Genomic DNA, 12,688 nt, shown 5'->3' with positions numbered 1-12,688 from the left:
GACAAATAGGTTAAATATCTTTTCTGGAGTTTTTAAACCAATCGGCTGTTACTTTTAAACCTTCATCGAGGGTATAAGGAGGAGTCCAATTTAACGTTTTTCTGATTTTACTACTATCAACTTGTAATGAGCCTAAAAGTCGATCGCCCACATCTCCTTTTCCTAGTAATTTTGTTCCTAATTTTAAGAGATTGGGAGGAAAGGGCAATAGTAAGGGTGATTTATCCATCGCTTTGCCGATGCGTCTAATTAATTCGGGAGTTGATAAGTCTTCTCCGTCACTGACAATAAAGGTTTGATTTTTGGCGTTGGGGTGATGAATGGAGGTGAGGATGGCATCAATTAAGTTACCAACATAAACAAGACTACGAGAGTTATTAATTGCACCAAGGGGAAGGGGTAAACCTTTATCAATAATTTTCATTAATTGTAAAAAATTAGCTTTAACTTGCGCACCATAAATAAGGGGAGGACGAATAATAACAACTTCTAAATCTGTCTCTTGAGCTAGTTTGAATAATTCTTGTTCGGCTTCCCATTTACTTTGTCCATAAGGATCCATAGGATTTACTATATCATCTTCTTTATAGGGTGTATTAACAGTGCCTTCTCCATTTACTTTTATGGAACTAAGATAAATAAACCGTTTTACTCCATTTTTAATAGCATCTTTAGCTAAAGATATAGGGGCATAGGTATTAATTTCCCGATAGGCTTCAATGGCTGATGGAGATCGATCGTTCATTTGATGCACTCTTGCCGCTAAATATATCATCACTTCTATTTTTTCCAGTGATTCAGAGGGTAAAGATTCTGTAATAGAATTAATAGGAATAGTATTAATTTCTCTAGGCAATTTTTCACGACTATTAATATTTCTAATAGTAGCATACACCTGATCATTATTTTTTATTAAATGTTGACAAAGAACTTGTCCTACAAATCCTGTTGCACCGGTGATTAAAATTGCCGTCATAATTTACTAAATTTTATTATTAAAAGTTCGATCGATTATCTTCCAATTAATACTATAACTATTTGATTAGTGTAAGTATGGAGATAGGATGAAGGTTATTGTTATGACATTTTATATACATTTTTATTGTCGTAAAATCGAAAGTTATCTGATCAGTTAATTTAATTAATCACAAAGGTACAAATTAGCATAAACTAATCAAAGAAAGTTCACTTAATAAAATAATATATTTTTGGGAGATTACAGAAAATGTCAATATTATTCCAATTACTGTTAACCGCTTTAGTCTTTTTCTCTTTTGTGATGATCGTATATGTACCCGTTGCCTATGCGTCACCCCAAAATTGGGAACAGTCTAAGTCTTTACTGTATTTAGGTTCTGGATTATGGCTTATTTTAGTGGTAGCAGTAGCCGTCTTAAACTTTTTAGTAGTTTAAAAAACTTTTTGTTAACAAATATTAATACTCAATTTTGAGATTTATCGAGGTGGGCAAAAGTTCAAAAAAGATTATCAGTATTTTTGCTCACCACATTATTAGAAATAAAATATTTATTAGAATACATGGCAGTTTTTGAAGGAAATTTTAATCAAGATATATCAAGTCTTCGTTTTGCTTTAGTGATTGGGCGTTTCAATGATTTAATCACCAATAAACTTTTAGCGGGTTGTCAGGATTGTTTAAAAAGACACGGTATCGATATTAACCCAGAAGGTAGTCAAGTTGATTATGCGTGGGTACCGGGTAGTTTTGAAGTGCCTTTAGTTGCTCGAAAATTGGCTTTAACGGGGTGTTATGATGCCATTATCTGTTTAGGTGCTGTCATTAAGGGTGATACTCCTCATTTTGACTATGTTTGCAATGAAGCGGCTAAAGGTATTGCTTCGGTAGGATTACAAACGGGAGTTCCCATCGTATTTGGTATTTTAACTACAGATACCATGCAACAAGCCTTAGAAAGAGCGGGAATTAAAAGTAATCACGGTTGGGGTTATGCCATGAATGCGATCGAAATGGCTACTTTAATGAAACAAATTAATGTTACCATCCGTGAATCATAAATTTTTCCATGAAAGCAATCAGACAGATAAGATACAAAATATAGTACTTATCTACTTGATTTACAACAAAAATTAAGGCTGTTAAGATTGCTTCGTACCTCGCTTCGGACAGTCTTTTTTGTTATCGGTGTTAATTATTAATTGTTAATTGTTAATTATTTTACGGCAGATGGTAAAGATAATTTAGGATTAGATTTATAGCCATTGTTACTGTTACCATTCTGATTATTTGAGTCTAATAAAATACTGCGAATCATTCTAGCAGTAGCTTTTTGGGCTAATCCTCCTGCTATTTTTTGTCCTAATTTTTGGGTTTCACTGTTTTGTAAAATATTGGTGATAATGGGAATTAATTTAAAAGGATCATAACCGTCTGTTTCCTGTAAAATTTGCAGAATGTTGGTTAAATGTTCGATCGATTCTTCATTGATTACACCTTTACCATTGCCATTATTATTAACAGTGGAATTAAGGGTTTCTAAGCCTAAAGTTTGTCTAACGGCAGTAGAAATATTTAACCATGTTTTTTGACCAAAATGATCCAAAGAATTGATGATTTCATTTGCTAATCTATCTCTGATAAATTCTCCTCTTTCAGAAAATAAATAATCGACTCCTTGATTTATAACTCGATCGAAATCATAATCAGGAGAATCTTTCGCATTTCTTAATAAGTTTTCTAAGCGATTCCAACGGAAACTACCATCTTTAAATAACAAATCCTTGAGAGAATTACGCAATTCTTGGGATTGATCTGTTAACAATCTTTTGGCAACATAGGGATAGGCTTTACTTAATACTTTGAAATTCGGATCAATATTAATGGCAATACCTTCTAATGTCACCATCGATCGAATAATTAAAGCATAATAAGCAGGTACTCGAAAGGGAAACTCATACATCATCGCCGACATTTCATCAGTGATTTTTTTAAAGTTCAACTCAGCTACACTAGCTCCCAAGGCATTATTAAAAACGTTTGTTAAGGCTGGTATAATTGGTTTTAAGTCAGTATCGGGAGTTAAAAAGTCTAATTTGACATAATCTTGAGCTAAAGCCTCAAAATCACGATTTACGAGGTGAACGATGGCTTCAATTAATCCATAGCGTTGATAGGGTAAAATCGTACTCATCATGCCAAAATCGAGATAAGCTAATCGCCCGTCTGGCATTGCTAATAAGTTACCCGGATGGGGATCAGCATGGAAGAACCCATGTTCTAGTAATTGTCGTAAAGAACATTGCACTCCCACTTCTACTAAGTGAGTAGCTTCGATGCCTTGGGCTTGAATTTCCTCAATTTCCGTTAATTTTGTGCCGTTAATCCATTCCATGGTTAACACCCTTCTGCCAGTGTATTCCCAATAGATTTTTGGCACATAAATTTCCTCGATATGCCCATACAATTCTTTAAATTTAGCTGCGTTTTTGCCTTCTTGAAGGTAGTTCATTTCTTCAAAAATGCGCTCTGCTAATTCATCGGTAATGGCGACTAAGTCCGATCGAACACGTTTGACATTTTGCTTAACCCAACCAGAGATCGATCGCATAATATAAATATCAAGGGTGATGCGTCTCACTAAATCAGGGCGTTGAACTTTAATAGCGACTTCTTCTCCTGTTTTGAGTCGCCCCCGATACACTTGTCCTAAAGAAGCCGCCGCAATGGGATTTTCCGAAATTTCAGCGTAAACTTGATCGGGAGTTGCCCCTAATTCTTCCGTAATAAATTGATAGGCGATGTCGTTAGGAAAAGGCGGTAATTGATCTTGTAATGTGGTTAATTCTTCGAGATAGGCAGGGGATACTAAATCAGGGCGAGTGGACAAAGCCTGACCGATTTTAATGTAAGCTGGTCCCAACTTCGTTAATACTTTTTTCAGTTTAACCGCTCTTTTTGACTCATTTTTTGCCGAATTACCCCACAGAGAATCCCACCAATTATCAAATATTAACCCCAACACGGGAAAAATAATATTCAACAGTCGATTAAAAACTTGGATCGATCGTTTGTTATAATACTCTATGATCAGATCAGGATGATAACGCCAACTATCAGGAGACATATCACTAATTGGCCCAATATCTTCTTGATGTTTTTTCGGTATTACCACTGGTTGAGAGTGAACGTTGATAATATTCTCGGCATTTTCACTAATTTCTGTGGGTGTAATGGTTTGAGTCATGAATTTACTTAATATTATCTATTGATTTTTAACAATGTATATAAACATAATGATTGAAAATCATAAATAATTATTCTTTCTCAACCATCAGTTTGTTAACTATTGTAACAATATCTTTAGATTTTTTAATATTCATTTCTTGAATATTCATCTCCCTTGAGGATTGCTTTATCATCTCGATCGATTAGAGTAAGGAATGGGCAATAGGGAATAATTTTTTATAACATCAAATTATGACCTTCAGAAGAATATTAATTCTTAATTCTTAATTCTTAATTCTTAATTTTTATTGGTAGGTTTCCATACTTTCAAACTTAAAACCTCGTAACATGGTTTTACCTTTATTCACCATAGATTCATCCCCTTGAATAATCAGGAGATATTTTCCTGCTTTAACACGATTAAGAAAAGGAATCGTGTCGCCACTATTTTCTAAAAAGCCACTACCCCCCACAAAAAAACTGCCCATTGCTCCGCCGATCGCCCCCAAAATACCCCCTATGATATGATTGAATGGGACACCTGCCCACCCAAAAGTGTCAATGGTAGTAATGGCATCAAAAGTAAAACCGCCGAAAAAACCGAAGGGAATTAACCAATAAGCCATTCTTATAGCATTTTTGCGTCCTTGTCCACTTCGATCGAGAAAACTAAAATCAGAAATGTTTTTATAACCTTTTCCCACAATGGATAATTTATTAAGAGAGATTCCTCCTTTTTCTAAAATAGTATAGGCTTCTTCTGCTTGAATTCGATCGGACAAAACTGCGATTAAATAATTCATCGTAAAAATAATAATTGCTCAGGAAATAATGGATAATGTTTCTTATCTTATCAAAATGGGCGTAAGAATACCTCATCCCTCTTTAGAGTCGTAGTCGGTAATTCATCCCCATTGGTTTTCAGGATATTTAAGAGAAGGAATAAACTCTCTCACGACATCTGTTTTTGTCTCGCCTGTAAATAATAGAATTAATGGTAAAATGTTAAGTTCTTACTCCCTAGTAATATATGTTAATTCCACTAAAACAAGAAGCTATTAACGACTTGATTCCGCCTATAGCAACGGGAAGTCAATATGGTTATTATTGGGCAAATTTTGCGACACTTTTAAAGAATTTGTTTATTTCCTTTGTGGGAATTTTATTTTTTTGGCTTTTGGGATCATTTTTTGGTCGATCAGGTGATAATGTGTCTTTAATATTTAGGATGATTGCGGGGTTATATTGGTTATGGAGTCCGATATATTGGGCAAGTGTTCGCAATGGCAAATTTCGCCGTTATCGTTATCTTAGTTTTTGGCGTGGCAAAGTTTTAGATGTTTATTTGACGGAAGAATTAGTCAAGGAAGAATCGGCGATCGATCGACTAGGTAGGGCTATTATTGTAGAAAATCGCCGTAAACTGTTTAATATTGAGATAGGGGATAAAAGCGGATTTCGAGCAACGATTACTACTCCCAGACAACGGATTCATAAAGTAGTCGATCGAGGTCAAGCCGTAGAAGGGTTATTATTATCTAATGATCCTGATTTTATGAATATCGCACAAATCACCGATGTTTATCTGCCTCGTCATAAACTGTGGTTAGGAGATTATCCTTATATTCGTCGAGATATTTTCTTAGATTTGCGCTTACAATTAATGAAGATTTATGCTCGTTATTGAGAATTAAAATATACGAAAAAATTTTTGATCAAGGTAGCGCACAAGAGTTGACAATTAACAATGAACATTTGATAATGAATAGTGAATTTTCAATGATTATTTTTTCATGTCAGATTTAAAAGCTCAATTACAAGAACAAGTAGCACCGATGGATTGGAAAGATTTAATTCCCCATGCCCAACGAGATGCTATTATCGTAGTCGATCGAAATTTAGACTTAATTGAAGTAGGGTACGCCATAGCCGAAGATAAAACTGAATTAGTGCAACGGTGGATAAGTGAGCAATTAATTCAGAAACCAACGGCACAACAATTAAGTTTATGGAATCAAGATGAAACAAACAAGTTTAATACTATTATAGTAAAACCCTTTGTCTTAATTTCCCCTTTAGCTTCATGAGGGAGGTTATTTTAATTACTGGAGGAGCAAATTCTGGTAAAAGTGAATGGGGAGAATCTCTAGCTATTCAAAGTAAAAAACCAGTGATTTATATTGCTACAGCGATGAAAAATGAGGCTGATGAAGAATGGACACAAAAAATATTAGCACATCAAGCCAGAAGACCAAAAATTTGGCAAAATCTTGAAATTCCTTTGTTTTTAGGAGATTCGATCGCACAAATAAAGGATGATAAATGTATCTTAATCGATTCTCTGGGTACATGGGTAGCTAATTGGTTAGACAAAGATGAATTACTCTGGCAAGAAGAAATAAATAAGTTTCGATCGAGCTTAAAAAATAGTAGCTGTCAAATTATTATCGTGGCAGAAGAAACAGGATGGGGTGTGATACCTGCCTATGAATTAGGGCGATTATTTCGTAGTCGTCTAGGAAAACTTACCCGTGTTATAGGTATGGATGCGAATAAAGTCTATCTCACCATCGGCGGTTATGCTGTGGATGTTAGTCAAATTGGCGTTAAATTAAACACAAAAAATAAGGGTTAAAACCCTCACTACAAACTTACGCTCATGGTGTTGTTAAAATTGACTTAATTCTTGACGATCGATCGTCATGATGTCATAATTACCTAACACTTTTAAATTTTTAGTCACCGTTGCTAACTCTTGTAACGCTGATTTAATGGCAAATTGAGACACATCTCCTGCTAAATCCACAAAAAATAAATACTCCCCTAACGATCGTTTAGTTGGTCTTGATTCGATCTTAGTTAAGTTTATCTGTTTATCGGCAAAAATCTGTAACGGTTTTACCAAAACCCCCGGAATATTTGCCTGAAAAGAAAATCCTAAAGACACATAATCCCCGTGATGGCATTCTTCTCTACTTACCACCCAAAAACGGGTACAATTATCAGGGTAATCATTAATGTTTTTTTCTTTGATGGGTAAATCATATAAATGAGCCGCCCTCGAAGATGCGATCGCACCAGAAGAAGACTCATGACTGAGATGGTGTAAGGCTTCCGTGGTGGAGTTAGACGGAATTAACACCGCTTGGGGAAGATTATTTTCTAGCCACTTCTGACATTGCGCTAAGGCTTGGGGATGAGAATAAACGGTTTTTATGTCTGAGTTCGATCGAGCTTTCGATAACAAATTATGTACAATGGGGATGGTTATACCCTGTTTAATATGCAACCCTTCCAATTCCCAAAGGGTATCGAGAGTTATCGCCACTGTGCCTTCTATGGAGTTTTCTACAGGTACGATCGCCAAATCAGCCTTTCCCTGTGCTAAAGTGCGCAAAGTTTGAGAGATACTAGGAATAGGAATTAACTGTGATTCTATACCTTCTTTCTCTTGTAAATACTGCACATAACACAGACTAGCAACTTCGGAATAAGTACCATTAGGACCTAAATGAGCGATAATTTTTGTCATATTTAAGGGATAAACTGGTGATATTTGCCAAAAATTATATCATGTTCGTAGTGAGGGTTTTAACCCTTATTTGCCAAGTCTAAAATTTGGGGAATTAACTCCTCTTTTTTCACCGCCATTAAATGTACCCCCTGACAAATATCTCTAGCCAAATTAATTTGCTCGGCAGCAATTTTCATGCCTTCTTCTAAGGGTTTTTCCGCTTTTTCTAGTCTTTTAATTATATGTTCTGGTATCTCTACCCCTGGCACATTTTTATTAATAAATAAAGCATTTTTTGCACTTTTTAATAAGAAAATTCCTGCTAAAATAGGTCGATCGAACCCTAGGGCAATCTGATTCATAAACTTATCCAATTTATCAAAATCGGTGATTAATTGACTTTGAAAAAATTTTGCTCCTGCGTTAATTTTTGCTTCAAAACGACGCTGTAACCCTGATAAACTCTTAGATTGAGGATCAACTGCTCCTCCAGCAAATAAGTCTAAATTACCATCAGTTAAGGCTTTATTATTAATATCAAAACCATCATTTAATTTTTCAATTAACTTTAATAATCTGACGGATTCTAGTTCAAAAACTGCTTTTGCTTGGGGATGATCTCCCGCCTTAATGGGATCACCTGTTAAGGCTAAAATGTTTCTAATTCCTAAACTATAAGCCCCCATTAAATCCCCTTGTATTCCAATAGAATTTCTATCTCTCCCTGTTACTTGACAAATAGGCTCAATTCCTCTTTGTAATAATAAATAACAAGATGCGATCGAAGACATCCTAAGTACAGCACGACTACCATCAGTAATATTCACAGCATGGACACGATTTTTCAACAGTTGTGCCACTTCTAGCATTCTTTCCGGGTTGCCTCCCTTGGGGGGAGTAATTTCTGCCGTGATTAAAAATTCTTTATGCTCGATCGCTTTTTGAAAATGGCTTATCATAATTAATTAGGTTGATGAAAAAGTTTTCTGATGAGGTTAGGTAATGAGGAATTTTGAGTTCAATTTATTGAACGGGATAATGTTGTCCGTGTAATTCATTACACGGTGGGTTATTGATTAACTCCTTCAATTCTTAATTCTTAATTCTTAATTCTTAATTCTTAATTCTTAATTCTTAGATAACCAAGCGCATCCTTAACTCGTTGCAGGGTTACATTGGCGACACTTTCCGCTTTTTCTTTACCCTCTTTTAATACTTGATCTAAATATCCCTTTTCTGTCATAATCTCATTATATTTAGTTTGAATAGGAGTCAAGGCTTCGATCGTCGCATCCGTTAACAAAGGTTTAAATTTACCCCACCCCATATCACTACATTCGGCGGTAACTTCTTCTTTAGTTTTCCCTGTAAAAATACCATACAACCCTAATAAATTATTGCACTCAGGTCGATCGATCGAAAAGGTTAAACCCATGATAGGATCAGTTTTACATTTCTTAATCTTTTTCTTAATCTCATCGGGGCTATCTAATAAGTTAATCCTACTCAACTCTGAAGGATCAGACTTAGACATTTTTTTCGTACCATCAGCAAGACTCATTATTCTAGCACCTTCCTTGCGTATTAAGGGTTCGGGTACTTTTAATATGGGCTTTTCCTCACTACCGAATTTATCATTAACACGAATAGCTATATCTCTAGTTAACTCTAAATGTTGTTTTTGATCTTCCCCTACTGGCACTTGATCCGCATCGTATAATAATATATCAGCAGCCATTAAAACGGGATAGTCTAACAACCCAACGCTGACATTTTCCCCTTGTTTAACGGCTTTTTCCTTAAATTGGATCATCCGTTCTAACCAGTTTAAAGGAGTGACACAGTTTAATAACCATGTTAGTTCACTATGGGCGCTAATATGAGATTGCACAAAAATGGTTGAGTGATTTAAGTCGATACCACAAGCTAAATATAAGGCGGCGATCGTATAAGTATTTTGTGTTAAAGTAGCGGGATTATGGGGTACAGTAATAGCGTGTAAATCAACGACACAGAAAAAGTTATCATAATTAGGTTGTAATTCCACCCAGTTACGAATCGCTCCCAAATAATTGCCGATGTGTAAATTTCCTGTGGGTTGTACTCCTGATAAGACACGCTTCTTCGTCATGATTTTCGCTTCAAAATGAGATATAACAATAATGCCAAGGGAGAATTATACCATTTAATCATGAATAATGAATAATCATGAGTCAATTTCCCCTCAAATTAGGGTTAACAGACTCAAGATTTGGAGAAAGAAAAGTTTACAGTTGATTTAATATTCCTATCGTTATAATGATTAATATAGATAGTCCTAAATAATAACGATAATATATGTTATCTCCCGTATTAGTTTGGTTAATAATTGGCTCTATTTTTTGTATCATGGAGTTGATTTTTCCTACAGCTTTTGTGGAATTAATGATGGGTTTAAGTGCTATTTTAGTGGCAGGTTTTGCCTTATTTATTCCTTATGATAATGTATTAATTATTCTTTGGATGCTGTTTTCTGTTGGGCTTATTTTTCTAACTAAAAAATATGTTTTGACTAACAAAAAAGAAACCTTATTATTAGAAGAAAGTGAGGCGATAACTATTAGCTCGATCGAACCGGGTAAAATAGGTCAAGTCATGTATGAGGGAAGTTCTTGGTCAGCTATTTGTAGTGATGAAAGTCTTGAAATCCCCCCCGAAGAAGCCGTTTACATTGTTAGTAGGAAAGGTAATATTTTATCGGTTTTACCAAAAAAATTTGTTTAATAATTTAGTCAAAAAAATAATATTATGGAAAGTTTATTTATTCTAATTTTTTTAGCCGGTTCAGCAGTTTTTGGGAGTGTAAAAATTGTTAATGAAAAAAATGAATTTTTAGTAGAAAGATTGGGTAGTTATAACAAGAAATTGACACCCGGATTGAATTTTATTATGCCTTTTTTAGACAAGGTTGTTTACAAAGATACCACTAGAGATAAAATTTTAGATGTACCACCTCAATCTTGTATTACAAAAGACAATGTTTCTATAAGCGTCGATGCGGTGATTTATTGGCGTATTGTGGATATGGAAAAAGCCTATTACAAAATTGAAGATTTACAATTAGGCATGGAAAACCTTGTTTTAACTCAAATTAGGGCGGAAATTGGTAAGCTAGAATTAGATGAAACTTTTGTTGCTCGTAGTGAAATAAACAACATACTTCTCAGAGAATTAGATATAGCTACAGACCCTTGGGGAGTGAAAGTGTTAAGGGTAGAGCTGAAAGATATTACCCCTTCAAGTGCAGTACAACAGTCTATGGAACAGCAAATGACGGCGGAAAGAAGAAAACGGGCTTCTATTTTAAACTCCGAAGGGGAAAGAGACTCAGCGATAAATTCGGCACAAGGTAGGGCAGAAGCGAAACTTTTAGAAGCGGAATCTATGAAAAAAGCTGCCATTTTAGAGGCTGAAGGTAAAAAACAACAGCAGATTCTTCAAGCTCAAGCTACGGCGGAGGCTTTAGATATTATTGTTAATCAGGTAAAGAGTGATCCTAGTGCCGAAAAGGCGTTACAATTTCTTTTGACTCAACAATATTTGGAAATGGGTAAGGTGATTGGTAGTAGCGAAAGCAGTAAGGTTTTATTTATTGATCCCAATAGTATTGTCTCTACTCTACACGGTATCGGTTCGATCGTGGAAACAGATAGCTTAGGCAAGGGCTAGAATATTTTGGGTATAAGTACGGGAAAATAACGTTAACTATACCCCCTCACAATACTAGCCAAGATTCTTCTAACGGTGGTGGAAAAGTTAAAAAGTCATTATCAATTCTTTGGTACACCAGAAGGTTAACGTTGGGAGTGTCAAAAAGGTATTCTGGTAAATATTTAAGTATAATTTAATTATTTGGGAGAGAGTAAGGTAACAATGATTATTTCTGACTTAAAACACGGTTTATTCAAATATGATGTTAAAGACTATTATGCAATTCTAGGAGTCCCCATTTCTGCAACTCCGAAAGAGATTAGATTACGTTATCTCAAAATCGCCTATCAACTTCATCCTGACACCAATCGAGCTGAAACCGAAGAAGAGAAAAAAAAAGCCAGTACTATTCTTTCAAAATTAGTTAATCCAGCCTATGAAAATTTATACAAAGACAATCTTAGGAAAGAATGCCAACTTATCTTCTCAGAAATTAGTCGTAGATTAGCTTCAGATCAGTATAAAATTACTATTAGCAGTGATACAGCTAAAAAATTATTAGAAGAAGAAAGAAACGTAGATAAAATCTATCTTGAAACTTTAGAAAAATTAGCCCCTGAACAATATCAAGATTTAAACAAATTATCCATTAAAATTTCTCTCATCAGTGAACTAAATATGGTTTATTTGATGCGTCAAAAAAATCCTAATTTTAAAAGTGCATCTAGCCCATCTCAAATCTTTGCTAGTGAGGGTGCTATTAGTCAAACACAAAACAATACTCCTCCTATCAACACCGATAATCCTCCCGTGTCAGAAAATGCTCCTAAAGTGAAAGTTTCTCGTCTTGATAAATTGATTGAATCCGCTAAACAACACGCAGAAGATGGAAATTATGAGCAAGGTATTATTGATTTAAGGGAAGCCGTCAAAATTGATTCTAGTAGTAGTACTGCTCACGCACTACTAGGTTCTTTGTATCTCAAACAAAATAATGCCACCTATGCCAAAATTCATATAAATAAGGCAATGACTCTTAATGGTAGTGATCCAGTTGCTATTCAAGCACAAAAAGAACTCAAAGAGTTAGATAAAAAAGATAAATCAACAGAAGGAAGCAAGACAAAATCAAGTCAACCCACGAAGGGAGGAGGAAAACCACCTGATAAATCAAAGGATAAGGGTAAGGAAAAATCTAAGGATGGTAAAAAAGAAGCTCCGAAAATTTTTGGTATTCCTTTATGGTAGGATTAACGATGATCCGTCATCGATAATGCAAA

The 12,688-nt window shown here is 35.0% G+C and carries 14 protein-coding genes and 1 pseudogene; 9 read left to right on the top strand and 6 right to left on the bottom strand.

Annotated features, from left to right (window positions below; genetic code table 11):
* Positions 1 to 10: 10 nt before the first annotated feature.
* The gene (locus tag SYN6308_RS18340; protein WP_017295910.1) at positions 11 to 976 is read right to left on the bottom strand and encodes an NAD-dependent epimerase/dehydratase family protein; all 966 of its coding nucleotides are present in this window, start codon (positions 974 to 976) and stop codon (positions 11 to 13) included.
* A gap of 249 nt (positions 977 to 1,225) precedes the next feature.
* Between SYN6308_RS18340 and psbZ the strand changes: the two genes are divergently transcribed.
* On the top strand, positions 1,226 to 1,414 hold the full coding sequence (psbZ, locus tag SYN6308_RS18335) for a photosystem II reaction center protein PsbZ (protein ID WP_026102154.1): 189 nt from the start codon (positions 1,226 to 1,228) through the stop codon (positions 1,412 to 1,414).
* 125 nt (positions 1,415 to 1,539) lie between these two features.
* Positions 1,540 to 2,037 carry a 6,7-dimethyl-8-ribityllumazine synthase gene (gene ribH, locus SYN6308_RS18330; RefSeq protein WP_017295908.1) on the top strand — a complete coding sequence of 166 codons (498 nt, stop codon included), beginning with the start codon at positions 1,540 to 1,542 and terminating at the stop codon, positions 2,035 to 2,037.
* 155 nt (positions 2,038 to 2,192) lie between these two features.
* On the opposite strand, the gene SYN6308_RS18325 is transcribed toward ribH, so the two are convergent.
* Positions 2,193 to 4,223 (bottom strand): ABC1 kinase family protein, encoded by a 2,031-nt coding sequence (locus SYN6308_RS18325; protein ID WP_017295907.1) that lies wholly within the window; start codon positions 4,221 to 4,223, stop codon positions 2,193 to 2,195.
* Positions 4,224 to 4,509: 286 nt separating this feature from the next.
* On the bottom strand, positions 4,510 to 5,007 hold the full coding sequence (locus tag SYN6308_RS18315; RefSeq protein ID WP_017295905.1) for a hypothetical protein: 498 nt from the start codon (positions 5,005 to 5,007) through the stop codon (positions 4,510 to 4,512).
* Between the two features lie 227 nt (positions 5,008 to 5,234).
* On the opposite strand from SYN6308_RS18315, the gene SYN6308_RS18310 reads away from it, so the two are divergent.
* The 3 genes from SYN6308_RS18310 (at position 5,235) to cobU (ending at position 6,839) form a co-directional block, all read left to right on the top strand.
* Complete coding sequence (locus SYN6308_RS18310; RefSeq protein ID WP_017295904.1) at positions 5,235 to 5,891, top strand: hypothetical protein; 657 nt, start codon at positions 5,235 to 5,237, stop codon at positions 5,889 to 5,891.
* 106 nt (positions 5,892 to 5,997) lie between these two features.
* Positions 5,998 to 6,291 (top strand): DUF2288 domain-containing protein, encoded by a 294-nt coding sequence (locus SYN6308_RS18305; protein ID WP_017295903.1) that lies wholly within the window; start codon positions 5,998 to 6,000, stop codon positions 6,289 to 6,291.
* Positions 6,288 to 6,839: a bifunctional adenosylcobinamide kinase/adenosylcobinamide-phosphate guanylyltransferase gene (gene cobU / locus SYN6308_RS18300; protein ID WP_017295902.1), complete on the top strand. Its 552-nt coding sequence runs from the start codon at positions 6,288 to 6,290 to the stop codon at positions 6,837 to 6,839. Before SYN6308_RS18305 ends, cobU begins: the two co-directional genes overlap by 4 nt.
* A gap of 33 nt (positions 6,840 to 6,872) precedes the next feature.
* Here the strand turns inward: cobU and pheA are convergent, their stop codons facing one another.
* From pheA to trpS, 3 genes are all read right to left on the bottom strand, one after another.
* Positions 6,873 to 7,736, bottom strand: coding sequence for a prephenate dehydratase (gene pheA, locus SYN6308_RS18295; protein ID WP_017295901.1), 864 nt, complete (start codon positions 7,734 to 7,736; stop codon positions 6,873 to 6,875).
* A gap of 59 nt (positions 7,737 to 7,795) precedes the next feature.
* Positions 7,796 to 8,677: a methylenetetrahydrofolate reductase gene (locus SYN6308_RS18290; RefSeq protein WP_017295900.1), complete on the bottom strand. Its 882-nt coding sequence runs from the start codon at positions 8,675 to 8,677 to the stop codon at positions 7,796 to 7,798.
* 161 nt (positions 8,678 to 8,838) lie between these two features.
* Positions 8,839 to 9,849, bottom strand: a complete 1,011-nt coding sequence (trpS, locus tag SYN6308_RS18285) for a tryptophan--tRNA ligase (protein WP_017295899.1) — start codon at positions 9,847 to 9,849, stop codon at positions 8,839 to 8,841.
* A gap of 206 nt (positions 9,850 to 10,055) precedes the next feature.
* Here trpS and SYN6308_RS18280 point away from each other — a divergent pair, with 206 nt between their 5' ends.
* The 4 genes and pseudogenes from SYN6308_RS18280 (at position 10,056) to SYN6308_RS18270 (ending at position 12,656) form a co-directional block, all read left to right on the top strand.
* A complete protein-coding gene (locus tag SYN6308_RS18280; protein ID WP_017295898.1) occupies positions 10,056 to 10,481 on the top strand; it encodes an NfeD family protein in 426 nt (141 codons plus the stop codon).
* Positions 10,482 to 10,505: 24 nt separating this feature from the next.
* A complete protein-coding gene (locus SYN6308_RS22980; RefSeq protein ID WP_017295897.1) occupies positions 10,506 to 11,426 on the top strand; it encodes an SPFH domain-containing protein in 921 nt (306 codons plus the stop codon).
* A pseudogene (locus SYN6308_RS25660) lies at positions 11,414 to 11,530 on the top strand (RNA-guided endonuclease InsQ/TnpB family protein); the annotation flags it as partial. The gene SYN6308_RS22980 and the pseudogene SYN6308_RS25660, both read left to right, overlap by 13 nt.
* A gap of 100 nt (positions 11,531 to 11,630) precedes the next feature.
* Entirely contained in the window at positions 11,631 to 12,656 is a 1,026-nt protein-coding gene (locus tag SYN6308_RS18270; protein ID WP_017295896.1) for a J domain-containing protein, read from the top strand.
* Positions 12,657 to 12,688 lie beyond the last annotated feature (32 nt).

It is taken from the genome of Geminocystis herdmanii PCC 6308 (genome assembly GCF_000332235.1).
Taxonomy (GTDB): domain Bacteria; phylum Cyanobacteriota; class Cyanobacteriia; order Cyanobacteriales; family Cyanobacteriaceae; genus Geminocystis; species Geminocystis herdmanii.
This window is presented reverse-complemented; position numbering and strand designations above follow the sequence as displayed.